This is a genomic window from Streptomyces sp. NPDC014764 (genome assembly GCF_043082785.1).
In the GTDB taxonomy this organism is placed as follows: domain Bacteria; phylum Actinomycetota; class Actinomycetes; order Streptomycetales; family Streptomycetaceae; genus Streptomyces; species Streptomyces althioticus.
Genome location: NZ_JBIBXY010000003.1, coordinates 389,136 through 410,414, shown reverse-complemented (window position 1 = coordinate 410,414; position 21,279 = coordinate 389,136). Strand labels below are relative to the sequence as shown.

General features: G+C 72.0%; 22 protein-coding genes. 10 read left to right on the top strand and 12 right to left on the bottom strand.

The features are described 5' to 3' along the window. Positions 1-283: 283 nt before the first annotated feature. Positions 284-2,104: a phosphoenolpyruvate carboxykinase (GTP) gene (locus tag ACF1AG_RS10620; RefSeq protein WP_391809611.1), complete on the top strand. Its 1,821-nt coding sequence runs from the start codon at positions 284-286 to the stop codon at positions 2,102-2,104. 292 nt (positions 2,105-2,396) lie between these two features. Here ACF1AG_RS10620 and ACF1AG_RS10615 read toward each other — a convergent pair whose 3' ends face one another. The 6 genes from ACF1AG_RS10615 to ACF1AG_RS10590 form a co-directional block, all read right to left on the bottom strand. Next, a complete protein-coding gene (locus tag ACF1AG_RS10615; protein WP_033272245.1) occupies positions 2,397-2,735 on the bottom strand; it encodes a helix-turn-helix domain-containing protein in 339 nt (112 codons plus the stop codon). Further along, a complete protein-coding gene (locus ACF1AG_RS10610) occupies positions 2,732-3,115 on the bottom strand; it encodes a type II toxin-antitoxin system RelE/ParE family toxin (protein WP_391809610.1) in 384 nt (127 codons plus the stop codon). The genes ACF1AG_RS10615 and ACF1AG_RS10610 overlap by 4 nt, the downstream gene beginning before the upstream one ends. Before the next feature lie 61 nt (positions 3,116-3,176). Then, the gene (locus ACF1AG_RS10605; protein ID WP_391809609.1) at positions 3,177-4,799 is read right to left on the bottom strand and encodes a VWA domain-containing protein; all 1,623 of its coding nucleotides are present in this window, start codon (positions 4,797-4,799) and stop codon (positions 3,177-3,179) included. Between the two features lie 7 nt (positions 4,800-4,806). Further along, the gene (locus tag ACF1AG_RS10600) at positions 4,807-6,006 is read right to left on the bottom strand and encodes an AAA family ATPase (protein WP_387794946.1); all 1,200 of its coding nucleotides are present in this window, start codon (positions 6,004-6,006) and stop codon (positions 4,807-4,809) included. Positions 6,007-6,064: 58 nt separating this feature from the next. Then, positions 6,065-6,670, bottom strand: a complete 606-nt coding sequence (locus ACF1AG_RS10595; RefSeq protein WP_391809608.1) for a DUF6058 family natural product biosynthesis protein — start codon at positions 6,668-6,670, stop codon at positions 6,065-6,067. Positions 6,671-6,769: 99 nt separating this feature from the next. Then, on the bottom strand, positions 6,770-7,396 hold the full coding sequence (locus ACF1AG_RS10590; RefSeq protein ID WP_387794944.1) for a TetR/AcrR family transcriptional regulator: 627 nt from the start codon (positions 7,394-7,396) through the stop codon (positions 6,770-6,772). Between the two features lie 80 nt (positions 7,397-7,476). On the opposite strand from ACF1AG_RS10590, the gene ACF1AG_RS10585 reads away from it, so the two are divergent. Next, positions 7,477-8,442 carry a zinc-binding dehydrogenase gene (locus ACF1AG_RS10585; protein WP_387794943.1) on the top strand — a complete coding sequence of 322 codons (966 nt, stop codon included), beginning with the start codon at positions 7,477-7,479 and terminating at the stop codon, positions 8,440-8,442. A gap of 259 nt (positions 8,443-8,701) precedes the next feature. Further along, the gene (locus tag ACF1AG_RS10580; RefSeq protein WP_387794942.1) at positions 8,702-9,133 is read left to right on the top strand and encodes a hypothetical protein; all 432 of its coding nucleotides are present in this window, start codon (positions 8,702-8,704) and stop codon (positions 9,131-9,133) included. Positions 9,134-9,170: 37 nt separating this feature from the next. Here ACF1AG_RS10580 and ACF1AG_RS10575 read toward each other — a convergent pair whose 3' ends face one another. Then, the gene (locus tag ACF1AG_RS10575) at positions 9,171-9,611 is read right to left on the bottom strand and encodes an ATP-binding protein (RefSeq protein WP_387794941.1); all 441 of its coding nucleotides are present in this window, start codon (positions 9,609-9,611) and stop codon (positions 9,171-9,173) included. Then, a complete protein-coding gene (locus ACF1AG_RS10570; protein WP_371234221.1) occupies positions 9,611-9,814 on the bottom strand; it encodes a hypothetical protein in 204 nt (67 codons plus the stop codon). Before ACF1AG_RS10570 ends, ACF1AG_RS10575 begins: the two co-directional genes overlap by 1 nt. 158 nt (positions 9,815-9,972) lie before the next feature. Between ACF1AG_RS10570 and ACF1AG_RS10565 the strand changes: the two genes are divergently transcribed. Together ACF1AG_RS10565 and ACF1AG_RS10560 are read left to right on the top strand one after the other, a co-directional pair. Then, a complete protein-coding gene (locus tag ACF1AG_RS10565) occupies positions 9,973-10,827 on the top strand; it encodes a helix-turn-helix transcriptional regulator (protein WP_387794940.1) in 855 nt (284 codons plus the stop codon). Next, the gene (locus ACF1AG_RS10560; protein ID WP_387794939.1) at positions 10,808-11,095 is read left to right on the top strand and encodes a DUF397 domain-containing protein; all 288 of its coding nucleotides are present in this window, start codon (positions 10,808-10,810) and stop codon (positions 11,093-11,095) included. The genes ACF1AG_RS10565 and ACF1AG_RS10560 overlap by 20 nt, the downstream gene beginning before the upstream one ends. Positions 11,096-11,247: 152 nt before the next feature. On the opposite strand, the gene ACF1AG_RS10555 is transcribed toward ACF1AG_RS10560, so the two are convergent. Next, complete coding sequence (locus tag ACF1AG_RS10555) at positions 11,248-11,673, bottom strand: hypothetical protein (RefSeq protein WP_387794938.1); 426 nt, start codon at positions 11,671-11,673, stop codon at positions 11,248-11,250. Between the two features lie 104 nt (positions 11,674-11,777). Then, positions 11,778-12,989: a pyridoxal phosphate-dependent aminotransferase gene (locus tag ACF1AG_RS10550; RefSeq protein WP_387794937.1), complete on the bottom strand. Its 1,212-nt coding sequence runs from the start codon at positions 12,987-12,989 to the stop codon at positions 11,778-11,780. A gap of 325 nt (positions 12,990-13,314) precedes the next feature. On the opposite strand from ACF1AG_RS10550, the gene ACF1AG_RS10545 reads away from it, so the two are divergent. Then, complete coding sequence (locus tag ACF1AG_RS10545; protein ID WP_391809607.1) at positions 13,315-14,250, top strand: trypsin-like peptidase domain-containing protein; 936 nt, start codon at positions 13,315-13,317, stop codon at positions 14,248-14,250. 39 nt (positions 14,251-14,289) lie between these two features. Here ACF1AG_RS10545 and ACF1AG_RS10540 read toward each other — a convergent pair whose 3' ends face one another. Next, entirely contained in the window at positions 14,290-15,900 is a 1,611-nt protein-coding gene (locus tag ACF1AG_RS10540) for an amidohydrolase family protein (protein ID WP_391809606.1), read from the bottom strand. Between the two features lie 11 nt (positions 15,901-15,911). Continuing rightward, positions 15,912-17,177 (bottom strand): amino acid deaminase, encoded by a 1,266-nt coding sequence (locus ACF1AG_RS10535; RefSeq protein WP_391809605.1) that lies wholly within the window; start codon positions 17,175-17,177, stop codon positions 15,912-15,914. 134 nt (positions 17,178-17,311) lie between these two features. Between ACF1AG_RS10535 and ACF1AG_RS10530 the strand changes: the two genes are divergently transcribed. From ACF1AG_RS10530 to ACF1AG_RS10515, 4 genes are all read left to right on the top strand, one after another. Further along, positions 17,312-18,442, top strand: a complete 1,131-nt coding sequence (locus ACF1AG_RS10530) for a sugar kinase (protein ID WP_387794934.1) — start codon at positions 17,312-17,314, stop codon at positions 18,440-18,442. Next, the gene (locus tag ACF1AG_RS10525; protein WP_019522387.1) at positions 18,439-19,197 is read left to right on the top strand and encodes an IclR family transcriptional regulator; all 759 of its coding nucleotides are present in this window, start codon (positions 18,439-18,441) and stop codon (positions 19,195-19,197) included. The genes ACF1AG_RS10530 and ACF1AG_RS10525 overlap by 4 nt, the downstream gene beginning before the upstream one ends. Before the next feature lie 13 nt (positions 19,198-19,210). Next, positions 19,211-19,621, top strand: coding sequence for a RidA family protein (locus ACF1AG_RS10520; RefSeq protein ID WP_033272231.1), 411 nt, complete (start codon positions 19,211-19,213; stop codon positions 19,619-19,621). 117 nt (positions 19,622-19,738) lie between these two features. Further along, positions 19,739-21,223, top strand: coding sequence for a GntP family permease (locus ACF1AG_RS10515; RefSeq protein ID WP_391809604.1), 1,485 nt, complete (start codon positions 19,739-19,741; stop codon positions 21,221-21,223). Positions 21,224-21,279 lie beyond the last annotated feature (56 nt).

Below are 21,279 nucleotides of genomic sequence, written 5' to 3'. Positions count from 1 at the left end.
CCTGTTGGGCCACGTGAAGTGGCCATCGTCTCATGGCGGACCGCGTCGGACGTCACGCAAAGAATCGGTTTCCTCCTCTCAACGTGCGTGTAAAGCCGCACGGTAACCGTGGTCAGCGTCACGTTGCTCACCTGTGCGGCCCTCTGGACAGATGGGCGCACGCGTCGGATGATCAAATGAGTGCGGTCGACACCGGATGAGCGCCAGAGTCACCGCTTTCAGCATCCGGGTCGCAGCCCCCACGGGGCCTCCAACCACAAAAACCCCTCATTTAGGAGCAAACGTGGCGCGCGACATCGCGGAACCCGGCGTCCCCACCACCCACCAGGGACTGATCTCCTGGGTCGACGAGATCGCAGAGCTGACGCAGCCGGACCGCGTGGTCTGGTGCGACGGTTCGGAAGCCGAGTACGAGCGCCTGTGCGAGGAGCTCGTCGCCAAGGGCACGTTCAGGAAGCTCGACCCGATCAAGCGCCCCAACTCCTACTACGCCGCCTCCGACCCGACCGACGTCGCCCGGGTCGAGGACCGGACCTTCATCTGCTCCGAGAAGGAGGAGGACGCCGGCCCGACCAACCACTGGAAGGCCCCCGCCGAGATGCGGGACATCTTCCAGGGCGAGAAGGGCGTCTTCCGCGGCTCCATGCGGGGCCGCACCATGTACGTCGTCCCCTTCTGCATGGGCCCGCTCGGCTCGCCGCTGTCCGCGCTCGGCGTGGAGATCACCGACTCCGCGTACGTCGCCGTGTCCATGCGCACCATGACCCGCATGGGACAGCCCGTCCTCGACGAGCTCGGCGACGACGGCTTCTTCGTCAAGGCCGTGCACTCCGTCGGCGCCCCGCTGGAGCCCGGCCAGGCGGACGTCCCCTGGCCCTGCAACTCCACCAAGTACATCTCGCACTTCCCCGAGGACCGCGAGATCTGGTCGTACGGCTCCGGCTACGGCGGCAACGCCCTGCTCGGCAAGAAGTGCTACGCCCTGCGCATCGCGTCCGTCATGGCCCGCGACGAGGGCTGGCTCGCCGAGCACATGCTGATCCTCAAGCTCACCCCGCCGCAGGGGGAGAGCAAGTACGTCGCCGCCGCCTTCCCGTCGGCGTGCGGCAAGACCAACCTCGCCATGCTGGAGCCGACGATCTCCGGCTGGACGGTCGAGACCATCGGCGACGACATCGCCTGGATGCGCTTCGGCGAGGACGGCCGCCTCTACGCGATCAACCCCGAGGCCGGCTTCTTCGGCGTCGCGCCCGGCACCGGCGAGCACACCAACGCCAACGCCATGAAGACCCTGTGGGGCAACGCCGTCTTCACCAACGTCGCCCTCACCGACGACGGCGACGTGTGGTGGGAGGGCATGACCGAGGAGACCCCGGCCCACCTCACCGACTGGAAGGGCAACGACTGGACCCCGGAGTCGGGGACCCCGGCCGCGCACCCCAACGCCCGCTTCACGGTGCCCGCGTCGCAGTGCCCGATCATCGCGCCCGAGTGGGAGGACCCCAAGGGCGTGCCGATCTCGGCGATCCTCTTCGGCGGGCGCCGCGCCACGGCCGTGCCGCTGGTCACCGAGTCCTTCGACTGGAACCACGGAGTCTTCCTCGGCGCCAACGTGGCCTCCGAGAAGACCGCCGCCGCCGAGGGCAAGGTCGGTGAGCTGCGCCGCGACCCCTTCGCCATGCTGCCGTTCTGCGGCTACAACATGGGCGACTACATGGCTCACTGGATCGACGTGGCGAAGGACAAGGACCAGTCCAAGCTGCCGAAGATCTACTACGTCAACTGGTTCCGCAAGAACGACGCGGGCAAGTTCGTCTGGCCCGGTTTCGGCGAGAACTCCCGCGTCCTGAAGTGGATCGTGGAGCGCCTGGAGGGCAAGGCGGAGGGCGTCGAGACCCCGATCGGCGTGCTGCCGACGAAGAACGCCCTCGACACGGACGGCCTCGGCCTCTCCGACGGCGACCTGGACTTCCTGCTCACCGTGGACAAGGAGGTGTGGCGCGAGGAGGCCGCCCTGGTCCCCGAGCACCTCAACACCTTCGGCGACCACACCCCGAAGGAGCTGTGGGACCAGCACCGGGCGCTCGTGGAGCGCCTGGGCTGACCACACCCGCACAGACCCCGCGGCCGGCCGGTATGAGGATGCCCTGACCAGCGATCGTCACGCCACGGCCGGCCGCGGACACACCGGCGGGGCCCCGCACAACGGCGTGCGGGGTACCGGTCCCGGCGCCGCCCCTCCCGTCCGCCCCGACGGGAACCCGCGGCACCGGGCCACCCCCGCCCCCCTTCGGCACGGCCCGCCCAGGGGCTCACGAACGTGCCGAGACCCCGACGGACGCCCCGGTCTTTCCAGGCCGGGGCGTCCGGCTGTGCGTGCGCTTTCGCGACGGCGCTCAGGCCGCGTGATCGTGCGCGGTGAAGGTCACGCGCGTGTCGTCGTCGTCCAGGGCGATGTTCAGCGTCGCGTCGAGTGCTGTCGCCAGCTTGGCGAGCAGCGGCAGCGTCGGGACGGTGTCGGACCCCTCGATCCGGGAAATCTTCGCCTGGGTGAGACCCGCACGGTCGGCCAGCTCGGTCTGGGTCAGTCCGAGCTCGGCTCGACGGTCGTAGACGGCCTTCGCGAGCGCCATGGACAGCCGGATCTCGCGGCGGGCCTCGGCCACGTCCTCCGGCTCGGTCAGACCCTCGGCCAGCTTCCGCTCCCGCAAACTTTTCCAGCGGCTGTGGCTCATTGCCTCACCTCTCCCTCACCGACGGTTCGGATGAACTCCTCGTACGCCGGTTCGTGTTCCGCCTCGCACACCTTCTGCGCGAGTTTCGCGCGCCTGACTTCGCCGTCCTCCCGCATTCTCGTTTTTCGGAAGACGGTCAGCAGGACCGCGGTGCGCTGAGGTGTGAACCAGTAGGTGACACGTATGGCGGCGCCGTCGAGCGTCGGACGCAGCTCTCGGACACCGTCGCCGAGGTACCGGGCACAAGGCTCGCCCAGCTCAGCACCCTGCTCCGCCAGCGGGCCGACGTACTCGTCGATCTTGAGGAAGTGCCTGGCTGACAGGGTGACGAGCCAGTCGCGCACCTCGGGCTCCAGCTCGATGGTGAACAGTCCATCCACGCCGTCACGCCATATGTCGTCGACGACATACGCAACGCGCGGCAGCGCACCCGCGCGTTCCTCAGATCACGCGGAACAGGTCCGCCGTCGTGTGGACGTCCGTCAGGTCCTCGACCGTGCGGAGGTTGTCGCAGAGCGACTCCAGGACCGAGCCGGAGGCGGTGGCCGTGTCCGGGGTGGCGATGGCGATGCCGAAGAGGCGGAAGCCCAGGCGGCGTCTGATCTCGTTCCACAGGTGGGTCCAGTTCTCCGAGACCTCGCAGGCGTCGTCGGTGATCAGGACGATGTCGCCGCGGGCGCGGGACGCGGAGTCGAACTCCTCCTCAAGGATCTTCGCGGCCGTGCCCAGCGGGCGCTGGAAGTCCGTGCCGCCGCCGAGGAACGCCTCCGCGAAGTCCAGGACATCCGTGACGGGGGCCGGCCGGTCGCCCGGGAAGCGGAACACCTGGAGCCTGTCGGCGGCGGAGAACAGGATGCCGACGAAGTCCCGGCCGGCGTGGCGCGCCTGGTCCAGCAGGGCCAGCGCGCACGCCTTGGACCACGCCTCCCGGGTGATCCCGCCGGGCCCCTCCGCGTACATGGAGTGCGAGGTGTCCACGCAGGCGATCACCGCGCCCTTGCCGGTGCCCTGCTCGCCCCGGCTGTCGTACAGCATCAGCTCCCCGGCGGCGTACCGCGCGGCGAACACCGCGCGCAGTTCCGGCACGCCGAGGACCGCCAGCTCGGAGGGGATGACGCGGGAGAGATCGTCGCCGAGGGCGACGCCGACCAGTTCACCGGTGGCGTGCTCCACCTTGCGGGCCCGTTCGCCGGCCGCCATCTGCCGGAAGCGGCCGATCAGTTCGGCCCACCGCGCGAGCCGCCCGGAGCGCAGCCGTTCGGCGAGGCGGGCGCGCTCCTCGAACGGCATCCGTTCCGTCTCGCCCGCCTCCACACCCCACGCCCGCATCAGCGCGGCCTCCTGCCGCACGGCCCGGGCCGCCGCGGACGCCGCGTTCCGGGCGGCTGACCTGATGCCGGGAACCGCCGCCGCCATCGCCTGCGCGGCGGCGCCGTCCTCCCGCCGGGCCTCGTCCTCGGCGGCCTCGGCCGCCCCGACCGCCCGGCGTACGGCGGCGGCGGCCGACGCGGGCACCACCCTCTGCCCGTCGGCCTCCTCGGCGGCCTGCCGCAGCGCCTCGCCCACGGCGGCCGCGGCGGCCTCGGCCTCCTGCCGGGCCCGGTCCGCCCGCCCGGTCCGCTCCCTCGCCTCCCGCGACCGCTCCAGCAGCCCGCGCAGCGCGGACGCCTGGGCGAGTACGGCCATGGCGGCTGCGTAGGCGTCGCCCGCCGTGTCCCGGCGCAGGGCGGCGAAGTCGGAGGACTGCGTGAGTGCGGTGACCACCTGGTGGTGGACCAGATGGGACGGGGTCATGACGGCGCGTTCCCGCAGGCGGGGGGCCGCCTGGTACGCGCACAGGAAGACGTCCGCCAGAAGGTCGTGCGCGTGTGCGTGCCGGGTGAGGAGCTGCGCCGACAGTTCGCGCAGCGCCGCCGACTGCGCGTGGACGTCCCGCCACGCCACCCGGTCGTACGGGCCCGCCACCACGGCCGTCGTGTGCCGTTCGGCGGGGCCGGCGGAGCGGGCCAGCCACCGGCCGGCGTGCTGCGTGAGCGCGTTGAGCTGCTCGGTCTCCTCGTCCATGCGCGCCTCAGAGCCGGGTCGGCACCATGGACGCGTCCACGCCCAGCGCCTCGGTGAGCACCCGGGCGCGGACCGCGCGCTGGCGGCCGGTCACCCGGTCGATGGTCGCCGTGGACCGTCCGGCCCCCGCCGCCTCCTCGCGCAGCCGCTCCAGCCGCTTGCCCGCCATGGCCAGTTTGTGGTGGGCGTTCTTGATGACCCATTCGCTCAGCGCCTCCCGCGACTGCCCGGCCATCGCGTCGAGCTGCGCCTCCAGCTCCTCGACGACGTCGGCCAGGTCGAGGGCCTCCCGGGCGTCCGGGTTCACCAGGTTCAGCACCTCGCGCTCCACCACCGGGCGCTGGGCGGGGGAGTCCCACAGCACGTGGGTCAGCACGGACAGGTCGGTCTCCGCGACCTCGGCCCGCCCGTCGAGGTACGCGGACGCCTGGAGCAGCCCGACCCCCTGCCGCCACCGCCGGTCGGAGGCGACGAGCTCCTTGCGGCGCAGGGCGGCCCGCAGCGTCACCACCGCGTCCACGATCGCGTCGGGCACCCCCACCGCCGGGACGCCCACGGTCACCGCCCGCCGGAGCGCGGGCAGTTCGAGGGTGGTGCGGGGTGCGGGTTCGGCGGGGCGGCCGACGGCGGACCGTACGAGCGCGGCGAAGTTCGAGGGGTCCTCCAGATAGCCGACCTCGATCCGCACCAGCAGACGGTCGTAGATCGCGGCGGAGTCCTCCCCGTCGGGGAGTTCGTTGCTCGCGGTGATCGCGCCGATCAGCGGGCAGTGGATCGGGGCGCCGCCGTTCTCGGGGTGGTAGATCCGCTCGTTGAGATAGCCGAGCGTCTCGTTCAGCGCGGCCGTGGAGCACTTGAAGATCTCGTCGATGAAGGCGACGTGCGCGGTCGTCGCCCGTCCGTCGTACACCTGCCGGTACTCGCCCCGTGCCAGGGCGGCCACGTCGATCGGCCCGAACATCCGCGTCGGCGCGGTGAACTTCGACAGCAGGATCTCCCAGTACGCGGCCCCGTCGATCCGGCCCGTCAGCTCCCGCGCCAGCTCCGACTTGGCCGTGCCGGGCGGTCCCAGCAGCAGCGAGTGCTGCCCGGCCAGCAGCGTCACCACCAGCGTCCGTACCACGTCGTCCCGCTCGAAGAACCGCTCCGACAGCTCCTCGCAGACCGCCCGCAGCCGCCGCGCCGTGTCCTGCGCGTCCCCCGCCATCCCGTGTCCCTCCCCGTCCCCGCACCAGAGGCGACCTCGGTCACCCGTGCGGCCAACGCTACCTACGCCCGGGCCCGTCCGGGCGCGGGAAGCGGGCGCGCACCGCGTCGATGCAGGTGTCGCGGGACGTGGGCCCGCCGAACCGGAGACGGTCGTAGTCCGTGAACGCCGGTTCCAGGGCGTCGAGCTCGTCGGCCAGGGAATGCAGCCGCACCGCATCGGCGTCCGGCTCCTCCAGCGCGGCGCCGATCGCGGCCGTCAGCTGGTCCTTCCGCCGGATGGTGGCCGGGGTCACCGAGCGGAGACACACGTACCGTCCGCTGAGATACGCGCTCCACTCCGCCTTCCCGGCGACCTGGTCGGCCCAGTGGGCGGTGAACCACGCCTCGAGCAGGCCGACGCCGCCGGCCTCGTCGGCGAGCGCGAACAGATCGGCCGGCACCATCTCGGCGCCGTCGGACCGCAGATAGCCAGGGAGTGGGAGACGCCCGTCCAGCATCAGCCGCCGCACCGCGTCGGTGTCGCGGTCCTGCGCCGCGCACAGCTCCTCCAGGACGACGAACTGCGCGCTGACGTAGGCGTCGTCCGCGTCGGTCATCGGGTGGTCCCCGTTGATCTCCCGGAACCGCTCGGCGAGCTGCTCCTTCAGATGCGTCTCCGGCACGGGGCGCCTCCTGCGTCTGGGCGCGGGCGTCTCCCGCGCGGGACTCCGGACGCTACGGGCCGGACGGTTCGGCGCTCACCGAACGGTGGACGGAGTCCCTCACGTGGACAGACGGGGCGCCGGCGGCAGCGGAGTCGCCGCCTCCGGCGTCGGTGTCGCGCGGAACGCCTCGATGACGTAGGCCGCGTAACGGCGGGAGGCGGCGACCCGTGCCTCGCGGGGCGTGTCCTGGAGGCCCCGGTGGGCCATCAGGACCAGCACCAGGTCGTCGACCACGAAGTCCGGCCGCAGCCGGCCCGTCTCCCGCGCCCGCCGCGCGAGTTCCGCCACCGCGCGCAGCGTCCGCTCCCGGTCCGCCGTGAAGTCCATCGCCTCCGGGAACGCCGTCATGAACGCGTCCGCGAACCCCCGGCTGCGGGCATGCAGCTCGCAGATCCGCTCGATCACGGTGCGGAACCCGTGCCACGGGTCCGGGTCCGCGATGGCGTCCCTGACCGCCGTACGGCAGGCGCGCCGCTGTTCGGCGAAGGTCTCCGCGAGGAGGTCCCGCTTGGCCGGGAAGTGCCGGTACAGCGTGGCGGGACCGACCCCCGCGTGCCGCGCGACCTCGCGCATCGGCGCGCCCAGGCCCTCCTCGCCGAACACCGCGCGTGCCGCCTCCAGGATGCGGGCGCGGTTGTCGCGGGCGTCGGAGCGGACGGGGTGGTGAGGCACTTCGGTGGTCATCGTCTCTCACTTCGGTCGAGCGGACGGGGGCGTCCGTTACGGTCCGACGGCGGTGCTGCCACCGACTTTAAGGAGCAGAGATGAAAGCCGTGGTGATCCGGACGTTCGGAGCGCCGGAGGGGCTGGAGGTCGTCGGCCTTCCCGCGCCGGTGCCCGGGCCGGGACAGGTGCTGGTCGCCACCGAGGCGATCGGGGTGGGCGGGGTGGACGCCGTGATCCGCCGGGGTGCGCTCGCCGAGCACGGGTTCCGTGAGGGGCACCTCCTCGGGAGCGAGATCGCGGGGACCGTGATCGCCGTGGGGGAGGGCGTGGACGCCTCCTGGACCGGGCGGCGGGTGTGGGCGTTCACCGGGCTGTCCGGCGGGTACGCCGAGCGGGCCGTCGCCCGTGTCGAGGACGTCCTCGCGCTGCCCGTCGGGCTGAGCGGTGCGGACGCGGTGACCCTCGGCGGCTCGGGGATCGTCGCCCACTTCGCCCTGCGCAAGGCCCACTTCGCGCCCGGCGAGACCGTGCTGGTGCGCGGTGCGGCGGGCAGCATCGGGATCACCGCGGTGCAGCTCGCCGCGCGGGGCGGTGCGGGCGCGGTGGCGGTCACCACCTCGTCGGAGGAGCGGGGCGCGCGGCTGCGGGAACTGGGGGCGACCCATGTGCTCGACCGCTCCGGGAAGAGCGGCGACCCGGACGCGCCCACCGGCTTCGACGTCGTGATCGACGTGGTCGGCGGGCCCGGACTGCCGGACGCCCTGGACGCGCTGCACGCCGACGGGCGGTACGTGCTGGCCGGCGTCGTCGGCGGGCAGCCGCCGGAGGACTTCGGCGCGCGGCTGATGCACGGCTTCCGCAAGTCGCTGTCGTTCGCCACCTTCAGCGCCGACACCGTGCCCGTCCCCGACCGTCAGGCCGTACGGGCGCAGCAGTTCGCCGAGGCCGCGCGGGGGGAGCTGCGCACCGTCGTGCACGACGTGCTGCCGCTGGACCGGGCCGCGGACGCCCACCGCGCGATGGACGCGGGGGAGGTGTTCGGGCGGGTGGTGCTCACACCCTGAGCCGGGACGTGAAGGGACGCCTGGTCCAGGTGCTGCTCTGTGTGTGAAGGCACACGAGCCGGGGCCGTCGGGGGGCCAGTCCCACCCGCGCCGGACGGTCCAGGACGCACAGCGGACGCAAAGGTTGTACCCGCACCCGCATGCTTTCCTGTGGCATTCCGCACGTCCGTTGGTCGTGACGCTTCCGCGAACGGTTCCGCTGGACTTCGTGGGGAACGGGCGAACGTTCTCCCCGATTCCGGCGGAACGGAGTGGTCCCGTGAGCGACGTGGGTGAACACCTGATGCACGCGGAGGAGATGCGGGCGCGCGCCGCTGCCTTCGTCGGACGGACCACCGCCGGCAACCGGCTCCCTCTGGACTACTCCGAGGCCAGCCTCCGCCTTGTCGACTTCCTGATCGACGGACTGCGCAAGCACGGAGCGGACGAGGCCCGGGTGAGCGGTGTGCTGGCGGGGCTCGGAGCGTACGTGGGAGAGGTGCTGGTCCGCCGGGCCGGCGCGACCTGGATCGACTTCGACGCCGACCGGCGGGCCTACTTCGTGCAGCCGGTCGGTGTACGGATGCCGGACGGGCGGGTGTGGAACCCTCTCGGCAAGGTCCGCAACTGCTTCGAGGCGGGCAGCCGGCGTGAGTCGCTGCGCACCTTCTACCTCACCCTGCACGGCCGGTCCCGGCGGACCGCGCGCTGACCGGCCGTGCACCGGGGGCCGTCCCGCAGCAGGACGGCTACCGCGGGTCGCGGCCCGCGGTAGCCGTACGACCGGGCCCTCCGGCGGATACCACGGGCTCCGCACCGTCGCCCGCACCCGCCTCCAGCTCGCACCACACGGTCTTGCCGCGGCCGGGCCCGTACGCCACGCCCCACCTGGCGGCCAGCGCGTCCAGCAGCGCCAGCCCCCGCCCCGACTCCTCGTCGGCGCCCACCGACGCCCGCAGGACGGGCAGCGCACGCGGGTCGGGATCGGTCACCTCCAGGCGCGTGCGCCCGCCGTCGTCGCACCAGACCCGGACGGTGACGGGGACGCCCTCCCCGAGGTGCTGGACCACATTCGTGACGAGCTCGCTCGCGCAGAGCTGGACGTCGGCGCCGTACGCGCTCAGGGCACGCCGTACGCCGGACACCTCGGCCGGTGTCGCGAGCAGTTCCAGCGTCGTGGCCGGTCGCATCACGCGGCCCCCTTGCGGAGGGCGGCGGTGAGGGCCTGGGCGGTGAGGAGGTTGCAGTTGCCGAGGGCGATCAGCGGCCGGACGGGGCAACGGGAGGCGAACGCGGGGAGGTCGACGCCGAGGGACGGCAGCGTGATGCCGTGCGCGGCGAGCGCCGCCCGCAACTCCTCGGCGCGGGCGTCGGCTTCGGTGGTGCTGTGCATGGGGGTTCACACCTTCCAGTGCGCTGTGTGACGAACCGCTCACACTGTGCCGCCGGTCGGCGTAGCGTGACAGACCTTCGGCATCCCGGCCCTGAACTGCACGTATGTGGTGTGGGAAGGGGGAGCGGGCGGTAACGGCAACCCATGGACGGTGAACGATGGGGCAGCGCAAGGACATCGACGGCTCGACGGGCGTCCCGACCTTCTACGGCAGCGAACTGCGCTGGAAACGGGAGGAAGCGGGGCTCACCCTCCAGCAGTTGGTCGAGGGCAGCTTCTACGGCCCGAGCCACCTCAGCGAGATCGAGCGGGGGACGCGCCGGATGCCGGCGGAACTGGCCGAGCACGTGGACAAGGTGCTCGGCACGGACGGCTTCTTCCGGCGCCGGTGCGAGGACGTGCGGCGGGCGAAGCGGCGGGGGCACGCGAGTTATTTCGAGCGGGTGCTGGAGGCGGAGAAGCACGCGGAGACCATCGAGGAGTGGTGTCCGACGCTGATTCCGGGGTTGTTGCAGACGGACGCTTACGCGCGGGCGGTGGTGAGGGCGACCCATCCGCTGGCACCGGACGAGGAGGTGGAGGAGAAGGCCACCGCCCGACTGGCACGAGCCCGTCTCTTCGAGGAGAACCACAAGACTCCGGTGTACTGGGCCATCCTGTCCGAGTCCCTGCTCCGCCAGCCGATCGTCCCGCCGGACCAGGCAGCCGAACAGTGGGAGCACATTGCAGGGCTGGCCCGGCGGCATCGCATCGTTCCCCAGATCCTTCCGTGGAACTGCGGGGCGCATCCGTTCATGCTGGGCACTGCCAAGATCATGACGTTCCCCGACGCGCCACCGCTGGTCTACACAGAGGCACTCCACAGCGGGGACACCATCGACGATCCGGGCCTCGTGAAGGAGTACCGCAGGTCGTACGATCTGCTCAGGGCCGCCGCGCTACCTCCGGAGGCGTCCCTCGCCCTGGTTGAGCAAGCGGCTGAGGATGGCAGAAATGGCAAGCTACGCAATTGACTTGAGTACAGCTGCCTGGCGCAAGAGTACGTACAGCAACGGCAGCGGCGGCGACTGCGTCGAGGTAGCCGAGGCCTTCCCCGGCGCCGCCCGCTGGCGCAAGAGCACCTACAGCAACGGCGACGGCGGCAACTGCCTCGAAGTCTGCGACGCCCACACCGCCGTCGTCCCCGTCCGCGACTCCAAGGTCCCCCACGGCCCGGTCCTCACCGTCACGGCCCAGGCCTGGACGTCGTTCGTCGCCTCCCTCAAGATGCAGAAGCCGTAATCACCACCTTGTTTCCCGGGGCCCGCCTGATCTGCGGGCCCTGGCGCGTCGGTGTACGCGGGCCGACCTGTGACGTGAGGGGCACCCGGTCCGCGCGTCGCTGCGGGTTGCGCGCGGACCGGGGCCGTATGTGGGGAGCCCCGGCGGGGGGCTCAGTGCGCGGTGGACGCGAGCGGGCGCGGCTTCAGAGCCGCGGTGTGCGCGTCCATCCGCTCGGCGGCCAGGATCGCCGCCGCCGTGTCCGCGCGGGACGCGGCGACGACCAGGGCGCGTCCGGCGAGCGCGTGCGCCTTGCGGTGCAGGGCCGTCGCGTCCGGCTCGCGGCCGCGCGTGGACGTCGTCGCACGGGCCGGCGTACGTCCTCCCCGCAGGCGGGCGATCTCCTGGGTGAGCCGCTCGGCCGCGGTGTCCAGATCGGCCGAGGGCACTGCCACGCGCAGCTCGTCGGTGACGGTGAGCAGCGCGGCGAGATGGCCCGCGAGCTGGATGTCCAGCTCCTCCTCGCGGGACCTGTGGGGGAAGTCGTCAGGGCCGGCCATCGTGCTGTGGACCGACTTGGAGCGGATCGGTTCGTACATGGATGGCCTCCTGGGTGCTGACAGGAAACCATCCTAGCTTAGATTCTGTCTAAAGTTGACCCAAGGTCGAAAGTGATCAGTCCTCCGTGCGGAGTGTGCGGGCCTCAGTGCTGGCTGTAGCCGTCGAGGAAGCGGGCGATACGGCCGACCGCGTCCCGCAGGTCGGTGACCGAGGGCAGGGTGACCACGCGGAAGTGGTCCGGCTCCGGCCAGTTGAAGCCGGTGCCCTGCACGACCATGATCTTCTCGCGGCGCAGCAGGTCCAGCACCATCCGCCGGTCGTCATTGACCTTGAAGACCTCGGGGTCCAGACGCGGGAACAGGTACAGCGCGCCCTTCGGCTTCACACAGCTCACGCCCGGGATCTGGGTCAGCAGCTCGTACGCCACGTCCCGCTGTTCGCGCAGCCGTCCGCCCGGCAGCACCAGGTCGTTGATCGTCTGGCGCCCGCTGAGCGCGGCGACCACGCCGTGCTGGCCCGGCATGTTCGCGCACAGGCGCATGTTCGCCAGGACGGTCAGGCCCTCGATGTAGGAGTCGGCGTGGGCGCGCGGGCCCGAGATCGACATCCAGCCCACCCGGTAGCCGGCCACCCGGTACGCCTTCGACATGCCGTTGAAGGTGAGGGTGAGCAGGTCGGGGGCGACCTTCGCGGTCGGCACGTGCTCCGCGTCGTCGTAGAGGATCTTGTCGTAGATCTCGTCCGAGCAGACCAGCAGGTTGTGGCGGCGGGCGATGTCGGTCAGGCCCTTGATGACGGCTTCGTCGTAGACCGCGCCGGTCGGGTTGTTCGGGTTGATGATGACGAGGGCCTTGGTGCGGTCGGTGACCTTGCGCTCCACGTCGGCGAGGTCCGGCATCCAGTCGGACTGCTCGTCGCAGCGGTAGTGCACCGCCGTGCCGCCGGAGAGGGAGACGGCCGCCGTCCACAGCGGGTAGTCGGGGGCGGGGACCAGTACCTCGTCGCCGTCGTCGAGCAGGCCCTGCATCGCCATCACGATCAGCTCGGACACGCCGTTGCCGATGAAGACGTGCTCGACGTCGGTCTCGATGCCGAGGGTCTGGTTGTGCATGACGACGGCCCGGCGCGCGGCCAGGAGGCCCTTGGCGTCGCCGTAGCCGTGCGCCGACGACACGTTGCGCAGTATGTCCTCGAGGATCTCGGGCGGGCATTCGAAGCCGAACGCCGCCGGGTTGCCCGTGTTGAGCTTGAGGATGCGGTGACCGGCCGCTTCCAGCCGCATCGCCTCCTCGAGCACCGGGCCCCGGATCTCGTAACAGACGTTGGCGAGCTTGGTCGACTGGATCACCTGCATGCTGGGAGCTTACGGCCCGGTATGGCCCTTCGGGCCGTGTTTTCCGCCACGTGAGACGCGTCGGTTCGGGTGTTTTTGTCCTGCGCGGACTCCTCCGCGTGACGATCGTGGGCGTGCGCCTTCATCGCCTCCACACCGGGCCTCCCCGCGCCCGGCCCCTCTTTCCGCAGCTCCAGGGCTGACCCTGTAGGCCGTCCCGCGCCCTGCCGGCACCGGGGAAAACGCGTCCTTGCCCGCCCGGCGTCCCCGTGATGACAATGCGCATGACAACTTTGTGGGCGGCCGGAGCGATCCGGCCGCCCGACGCCGCATTGAGGGGACCCCCATGAGAAAACCTCTCGTCGTCGCGCTCTGCGCCCTGGCACTCGCCGGCGCGGGCGCGACCCCCGCGGTCGCCGCCGCGCCTTCCCCCACGGGCGCGGACACGGCCACGGGCACGGCCCCGGCCACGTCGCTGACGGACGTCGTCAACGACACGGTCGGGGCCGTCGCGGACACCCTGTCGGGGCTCACCGCGCCGAAGTCGGCCGCGGTGAACTTCGCGGGCACCGTCTCGCTGAGCAACTGCTCCGGCTCCGTCGTCCGCATGCCGAACTCGGCCGCCTCCGACCCGGCGCTGGTGCTGACCAACGGCCACTGCCTGGAGAGCGGCTTCCCCGCGCCCGGCCAGGTCCTCACCGACCGGGCGTCCAGCCGCACCTTCGGCCTGCTGAACGCCTCCGGCGCCAAGGTCGCCACCCTGCGCGCCAACCGGCTGGTCTACGCGACCATGACCGACACGGACGCCGCGATCTACCGCCTGAGCAGCACGTACGCGCAGATCAAGAGCTCGTACGGGATCGACCCGCTCACCCTCAGCAGTTCCCGCCCGGCCGCCGGCTCCGCCATCAGCGTGGTCTCCGGCTACTGGAAGCGGATCTACAGCTGCTCCGTCGACGGCTTCGCGTACCGGCTGAAGGAGGGCGACTGGACCTGGAAGGACTCGGTCCGCTACACCTCCGCCTGTGACACCATCGGCGGCACCTCCGGATCCCCGGTGGTCGACGACGCCACCGGCACGGTGGTCGCCGTCAACAACACCGGCAACGAGGACGGCGGCCGCTGCACGGTCAACAACCCGTGCGAGGTCGACGCGAACGGCGGTGTCACGGTCCGCCAGGGCATCAACTACGCCCAGCAGACCTACCCCTTCACCGCCTGCTTCACCACCGGCAACCGCCTCGACCTGAGCGCGAGCGGCTGCACCGTGCCCAAGCCCTGACGGGCCCGGCGGGGCGGGCGGTCGGCGCAGGGCGGGCGGTCAGCGCGGGGTCCTGCGCACCGCCCGCCCCGCCAGCACGTCCGTGCGCCGCCCGTCCTCGATCACGAACCGCCCGTCGACCATGACGTACGGGATGCCTGTGGGAAGCGTGCGCGGCTCGGCGAAGGTCGACCCGGCGTCCACCGTCCGCGGGTCGAACAGCACCAGGTCCGCCTTGAACCCCTCGCGCACCAGCCCCCGGTCCGGCAGCCCGAGCCGGGCCGCCGGCCGCGAGGTCAGATGCGCCACGCACTCCTCCAGCGACAGCACCCCCAGCTCCCGCACGTAGTGGCCGAGGTAGCGGGGGAACGTCCCGTAGGCGCGCGGGTGCGGCTTGGCGCCCTGGAGGATGCCGTCCGAGCCACCGGTGTGCACCCGGTGCCGCATGATCGCCCGGACGTTCTCCTCGTGGCCCACGTGCTGGAGGATCGTCGGGGCCAGCCGGTCCTTCAGCAGCAGCTCCCGCGCCACGGCCCAGGGCGCCGCCCCGCGCGCCCGCGCCGACTCCGGCACCGTACGGCCGACGTACTCGTCCAGCGCCGGGTCGCCGACGCCCGAGATCTCGATGGTCTCCCACTCCACCGGCACGCCGTGGCAGCCGTCCGAGCCGGTGACCTCCAGGTCGTGCCGGATCCGTTCCGCCGTCGCCTCGTCCGCGAGCCGCCGCAGGATCGCCTCCGGGCCGCCCTCGCTCGCCCAGCTCGGCAGCAGCGCCACCAGGGTCGTGCAGCCCGGGGTGTACGGGTAGGTGTCCAGGGTGATGTCGGCGCCCGCATCCAGCGCCTCGTCGAGCAGGGCCAGCAGCTCGGGCGCCCGGCCCTTGTTCACGCCGAAGTTCATGGTGGCGTGGGCCAGGTGCAGCGGGCAGCCCGCCTCCCGGGTCAGCGCCACCATCTCCGCGTACGCCTCCAGAGCGCCGGCGCCGTAGGACCGGTGGTGCGGGCAGTAGTAGCCGCCGTACGACGCCACCACCCGGCACAGCTCGGTCAGTTCGGCGTCCGGGGCGTACATGCCCGGGGTGTACGTCAGCCCCGACGACATGCCGACCGCACCCTGCTCCATGCCCTCCGCGACCAACTGCCGCATCCGGTCCAGCTCTTCGGGTGTCGCCTCCCGGTCCTCCCAGCCGACGGCGAGCGCGCGCACCGTGCCCTGCGGGATCAGGTACGCCGCGTTCACCGCGACGCCCCGGTCCAGCCGGTCCAGGTACTCGCCCACCGACCGCCAGTCGAAGTCCACGTCGTCACCCGGGCCGTTCCACCCGGCGATCGCCCGCCGCACCTCGCCCAGCGTCCGGTCGTCCACCGGCGCGTACGACAGCCCGTCCTGGCCCAGCACTTCGAGGGTGACGCCCTGCGCCGCCTTGGCGCTGTGGTCGGGATCGCGCAGCAGCGCCAGGTCGCTGTGCGCGTGCATGTCGATGAAGCCCGGGGCGAGCACCAGCCCCTCCGCGTCCAGTTCGCGCCGCGCCTTCGGACGCTGGCAGCCCGCGTCCGCCGCCTCCTTGACGATGGAGGCGATGCGGCCGCCGTCCACCACCACGTCCGCGCGGTAGGAGTGATCACCGGAGCCGTCGACGACGTCCGCGTCCCGGATGACGAGCTCTTCCACGGTCCTGCCTCCTAGAAGAAGGTACGGATGTAGTCGACGACCGTGCCGTCCGCCTCCGCCACGGGGATCAGCGCCCACTTGTCGAAGGACGTGCAGGGGTGCGACAGACCGAGGCCCACCCAGTCTCCCACCTCCAGGTCCGCCTCCGAAGAGGTGCGCAGCCACGCGTGCTGGTCGGACAGACCGGTCACCTCGACCCCCGTGGCCGGCTGCTCCGCCCCGTCCCGGCGGACCACCCGGGCCACCGGCAGATCCAGGTCGTACGCGGCGTCCCGCTTGCCCGCGTTGGTGAACGCCTGCTCCGCCGACGGCCGCGACACCACCTGCGTCCACAGCCGGAACGCCGGCTCCAGACCGCCCTCGCCCGGCACCCGGTTGAACGGGGTCAGCCGCTGGTAGTGCCCGTCGTCGTGCGACACGTACGCCCCGGACCGCAGCAGCTTCAGCACCGGCGCCGACAGCTCCGGCACCTCCGCGAAGACGTCCGCCACCGCGTCGAACCAGGCGCTGCCGCCCGCGCTCACCACGATCTCGTCCAGCCCCGCGAACCTGCCCGCCTTGTCGAAGTCCACGGCCAGCGCCACCATCCGCCGCAGCCAGGCCCGCACCCGCTCCGGGTCGGCCTGAGGCACCTCGCCCTCGTATCCGGCGACCCCGACCAGCCGCAGCGCCCGCGACCCGGCCACGGCGTCGGCGACGGCCGCGCACTCCGCCTCCGTCCGCACTCCCGTGCGCGCGCCCTCGCCGGCGGCCAGTTCGACCACGACGTCCACGGGCCGGGACGCCTCGTCCAGCGCCGCGTCCATCAGCTCCACCCCGCGCACGGAGTCGACGTAGCAGACGAACCGGAACGCCGGGTCGGCGTCCTGCTCGGCGGCGACCCAGCGCAGGGCCGCCGCGTCCACCAGCTCGTTCGCCAGGAAGACCCGCTCGACGCCGAACTCCCGCGCCACGCGCACCTGGTGGGGGACGGCGAGCGTGATGCCCCACGCGCCCCGCCCGATCTGGCGGTGGAAGAGCTGCGGCGCCATGGAGGTCTTGCCGTGCGGCGCGAACGCCAGCCCGTGCAGCTCCGCGTACGTCTCCAGCGCCGCCAGGTTGTGCTCCAGACGCTCGGCGGACAGCGCGAGCACGGGGGTGGTGAAGCCGTCGGTGAAGAGGTTCCGGCGCTGTGCGGCCAGCTCGCCGACCGTGAGGTCCGCGGCGTCCGGCGGGAGGCCCTTGAAGCGGTGGCCGACCCGTTCCTCGGCGAGGCGGGCGAGAGCATCGAGGACCATGACAGCCTCCCTGATCAGGTGCGTTGCATTTAGTGCAACACTCATTGCGTATATCGCTCACCGCTGTCTAACATCTCCGCCACACGCGGTCAACGGACACCGCACCCCACGCCCCGACGAGGAGCCCCGCCATCGTGACCGTCACCGGAACCGGCAACGCCCCCGACGTCGTGGACGTCGTCGCGCTCGGCGAGTCCATGGTGACGTTCCTGCCGGCCCGGCCCGGCCGCCTCGCCGACGTCCCCTCCTTCCACCGGTCGATCGGCGGCGCGGAGTCCAACGTGGCGTGCGCGCTCGCGGCGGCCGGCCACACCACACGCTGGGTCAGCCGCGTCGGCGCGGACGGCTTCGGCGACCACCTCGTCGAGGCGATCGGCGCGTACGGCGTCGACGTGTCGCACGTCCGCCGCGACCCTGACCGCCCCACCGGCGTCTACTTCCGCACGGCCGGCGACCGCGCGGACGACGCCCACGAGGTCGCCTACTACCGGGCGGGCTCGGCAGCGTCGGCGATGTCGCCGACCGGCGTGGACCTGGCCGCGGTGCGCGCCGGACGGGTCCTGCACCTGTCGGGCATCACGGCGGCGCTGTCCCCGGACTGCCTGGACCTGATGCGTGAGCTGACCACCCCCCGCCCGGGCCGCCCGTTGATCTCCTTCGACGTGAACCACCGCCCGGGACTGTGGGGGGAGGTGTACGGCCCGGAGGTGCTGCTGGATCTGGCCCGCAGGGCGGACATCGTCTTCGTGGGCGAGGACGAGGCGGAGGAGGCCTGGGACATCACGGGCGGCCCGGTCGCCATTCGAGAGGCCCTGCCCGAACCGGAGGTGCTGGTGGTCAAGCAGGGCGCTGTAAGGGCGGTCGCCTTCTACCGCCCCTCCGCGGGCGATCGTGCCGCTGGGGCGGCACGGGCGGGCGCGGACGGCACCCCGCCATCGCCGGGCTGCGACACCACCCCCCGCCCAGCCGCAACGGCCCCCGCCCTGAAAGTCGACGTAGTCGCGACAACCGGCGCAGGCGACGCCTTCGCGGCAGGCTTTCTCTCCGCAACGTTGCGCGGCCTGCCGTTGACGGCACGCCTGCGCCACGGCCACCTCACCGCCGCCGCCGCCCTCACCACCCCCGGCGACCTCGCCCCGCCCCCGCCCCGGCCCCTCGCCGACCGTCTCGCCGCCCTCGACGACCCCGCGTGGGGGAGACTGCGACTCGGCCCCGGCTGGACAGCAGCCGACGCAGAGGCCGCAGAGGAGGCACGCACCCCATGAGCCAGACCGTAGACCGCGCCCTGAGCATCCTTCCGCTGCTCGCGGAGGGCCCGGCCGACCTCGGACAGGTCGCCGACCGCCTCGGCGTGCACAAGTCCACGGCCCTGCGCCTGCTCCGCACCCTGCACGAGCACGGCCTGGTCTACCGCCAGTCCGACCAGCGCTACCGCCTCGGCGCCCGCCTCTTCGCCCTCGCCCAGGAGGCGATGGAGAACCTCGACGTGCGCGAGATCGCCCACGCCCACCTCGTACGCCTCAACGAGCAGTGCGGGCACACGGTCCACCTCGCCGTGTACGAGGAGAACGAGGTCCTCTACATCGACAAGGTCGAGAGCCGCTACCCCGTGCGGATGTACTCCCGCATCGGCAAGCCCGTCGCCATCACCGTCGCCGCCGTGGCCAAGCTGCTCCTCGCCGACCTGCCCGAACACGAGCGCCGCGCCCTCGCGGAGAAGCTCGACTACCCCATGTACACGCCCCGTTCGACGCCCCACGCGGCCGCGTTCCTCCAGGAGCTGGCCAAGGTGCGCGAACAGGGCTGGGCCACCGACCTCGGCGGCCACGAGGAGTCCATCAACTGCGTCGCCGCGCCGATCCGCGGCGCCGACGGCCGGGTGGTCGCCGCGATGTCGGTCTCCGCGCCGAACGTCGTCGTCACCGCCGACGAGCTCCTCACCCTGCTCCCGCTGGTGCGCCGTACCGCGGACGCCATCAGCGGCGAGTACTCCGGCCGTACCCCGGCAGAACCGAAGTAAGGACATCCCCCGCATGACCGAGAAAGTCGCGCTGACCCCGAAGACCCACACCACCCCGCCCGCGAAGTTCTCGCACGGCGTCCGCAAGGGCAACATCCTCCAGGTCGCCGGCCAGGTCGGCTTCCTGCCCGCCGAGGAGGGCAAGCCGCCGACACCCGCCGGTCCCACCCTGCGCGAGCAGACCCTCCAGACCCTCGCCAACGTCAAGGCGATCCTCGAGGAGGGCGGCGCGAGCTGGGACGACGTGATGATGATCCGCGTCTACCTCACGGACGTGGACCACTTCGCGGAGATGAACGACCTCTACAACACCTACTTCGAGGAGCAGGGTCTCACCCAGCCCCCGGCCGCCCGCACGACCGTCTACGTCGGTCTCCCCGCCGGACTCCTCATCGAGATCGACGCGCTCGCCGTCCTCGGCTGAGCCGCCTCACCACCCGCACACCGCACGTGGTCACGGCACGGCGCCCCAAACCCCGGGACGCCGTGCCGGGATCCCCCCTGCCCGAAAGCCCCATGCCCTTACCCAGAGGACCGCCCGATGTCCCATCCGTCCCTCCCGCTCGCCGCCTCCGCGCCCGAGACACCACCGCACACCGGAGGACTGCTCCTCCTGATCGACGGCACCGCGGGCCTGCTCACCGTGGCCGCCATCGGCATCGCCCTGCTGCTCTTCCTGATCATCAAGGTCCGCCTCCAGCCGTTCGTCGCGCTGCTCGGCGTCTCCATAGCCGTCGGCCTGCTCGCGGGACTGTCGGTCACCGAACTCTTCGGCACCGTGCAGAAGTCCGACGCGGTGTCCACCATCGAGTCCGGGATGGGCGGCATCCTCGGCCATGTCGCGATCATCATCGGCCTGGGCACCATGCTCGGCGCGATCCTCGAAGTCAGCGGCGGCGCCGAGGTACTGGCGTCCCGGCTGCTCGGGCTGTTCGGCGAGAAGCGCGCGCCCCTGGCGATGGGCATGACCGGCCTCATCTTCGGCATCCCGGTCTTCTTCGACGTCGGCATCTTCGTCCTCGCCCCGATCGTCTACGCGGCGGCCAAGCGCTCCGGCAAGTCGATCCTGCTCTACTGCCTCCCCCTCCTCGCCGGTCTCTCCGTCACCCACGCCTTCCTGCCCCCGCACCCGGGCCCGGTCGCCGCCGCCGGACTGCTCCAGGTCGACCTCGGCTGGGTCATCCTCATGGGCGTCGTCTGCGGCATCCCCGCCGTCGTCGCCGCGTGGGTCTACTCCGCGTGGATCGGCAAGCGCGTCTTCGTCGCCGTCCCGCAGGACATGGTGGAGGCGGCGCAGGAGGCCAAGGACGCCGTCGCCGCCGAACAGCGCGCGTCGGGCGTCGAACCACGTGAGACGCCGGTGCCGCTCGGCACGGTCCTCGGCATCATCGGCACGCCGCTGCTCCTCATCCTCGCGGCGACCTTCTCGTCCATCGCGCTGGACCCGTCCACCCTGCGCTCGGTCGTCGAGTTCTTCGGCCACCCGTTCGTGGCCCTCACCCTCGCCCTGTTCCTCGCGTACTACCTGCTGGGCATCCGGCGCGGCTGGTCCCGCAAGTCCCTGGAGACCGTGTCCACGTCGTCCCTCAAGCCGGTCGGAAACATCCTGCTGGTGGTCGGAGCGGGCGGCGTCTTCGGAGCCGTCCTCAAGGGCAGCGGGGTCGCGCAGGCGCTCTCGGACACCTTCAACGACGTCGGTCTGCCGGTCATCGTGCTGTCGTACCTGATCTCCGTGGTGCTGCGGGTCGCGCAGGGTTCTGCGACGGTCGCCATCGTCACCACGGCCGGCATCGTGGCGCCGCTGCTCTCCGAGGGCGACCACTCGCAGGCGTTCGTCGCGCTCGTCATCATGGCCATCTCGGCGGGCTCCATCTTCGCCTCGCACGTCAACGACGGCGGATTCTGGATGGTCGCCAAGTACTTCGGCATCAGCGAGCGGGACACGCTGAAGTCGTGGACCGTGCTCGAAAGCGTGCTGTCCGTCGCCGGGTTCGCGGTCGCGGCGGCGCTGAGCCTGGTGGTGTGACCCCGACGGGCGCGGTGACGCGTGGTGCCCGTGTAGGCGTCTGATAACGAAGTCGG

Excerpts from the sequence above, each read along its gene's own strand:
- ACF1AG_RS10615 (WP_033272245.1), bottom strand. The coding sequence starts at position 2,735 with ATGAGCCACAGCCGCTGGAAAAGTTTGCGGGAGCGGAAGCTGGCCGAG.
- ACF1AG_RS10605 (WP_391809609.1), bottom strand. The coding sequence starts at position 4,799 with ATGGACGAGGAGACCGAGCAGCTCAACGCGCTCACGCAGCACGCCGGC.
- ACF1AG_RS10600 (WP_387794946.1), bottom strand. The coding sequence starts at position 6,006 with ATGGCGGGGGACGCGCAGGACACGGCGCGGCGGCTGCGGGCGGTCTGC.
- ACF1AG_RS10590 (WP_387794944.1), bottom strand. The coding sequence starts at position 7,396 with ATGACCACCGAAGTGCCTCACCACCCCGTCCGCTCCGACGCCCGCGAC.
- ACF1AG_RS10585 (WP_387794943.1), top strand. The coding sequence starts at position 7,477 with ATGAAAGCCGTGGTGATCCGGACGTTCGGAGCGCCGGAGGGGCTGGAG.
- ACF1AG_RS10575 (WP_387794941.1), bottom strand. The coding sequence starts at position 9,611 with ATGCGACCGGCCACGACGCTGGAACTGCTCGCGACACCGGCCGAGGTG.
- ACF1AG_RS10570 (WP_371234221.1), bottom strand. The coding sequence starts at position 9,814 with ATGCACAGCACCACCGAAGCCGACGCCCGCGCCGAGGAGTTGCGGGCG.
- ACF1AG_RS10565 (WP_387794940.1), top strand. The coding sequence starts at position 9,973 with ATGGGGCAGCGCAAGGACATCGACGGCTCGACGGGCGTCCCGACCTTC.
- ACF1AG_RS10560 (WP_387794939.1), top strand. The coding sequence starts at position 10,808 with ATGGCAAGCTACGCAATTGACTTGAGTACAGCTGCCTGGCGCAAGAGT.
- ACF1AG_RS10555 (WP_387794938.1), bottom strand. The coding sequence starts at position 11,673 with ATGTACGAACCGATCCGCTCCAAGTCGGTCCACAGCACGATGGCCGGC.
- ACF1AG_RS10550 (WP_387794937.1), bottom strand. The coding sequence starts at position 12,989 with ATGCAGGTGATCCAGTCGACCAAGCTCGCCAACGTCTGTTACGAGATC.
- ACF1AG_RS10545 (WP_391809607.1), top strand. The coding sequence starts at position 13,315 with ATGAGAAAACCTCTCGTCGTCGCGCTCTGCGCCCTGGCACTCGCCGGC.
- ACF1AG_RS10535 (WP_391809605.1), bottom strand. The coding sequence starts at position 17,177 with ATGGTCCTCGATGCTCTCGCCCGCCTCGCCGAGGAACGGGTCGGCCAC.
- ACF1AG_RS10525 (WP_019522387.1), top strand. The coding sequence starts at position 18,439 with ATGAGCCAGACCGTAGACCGCGCCCTGAGCATCCTTCCGCTGCTCGCG.
- ACF1AG_RS10520 (WP_033272231.1), top strand. The coding sequence starts at position 19,211 with ATGACCGAGAAAGTCGCGCTGACCCCGAAGACCCACACCACCCCGCCC.
- ACF1AG_RS10515 (WP_391809604.1), top strand. The coding sequence starts at position 19,739 with ATGTCCCATCCGTCCCTCCCGCTCGCCGCCTCCGCGCCCGAGACACCA.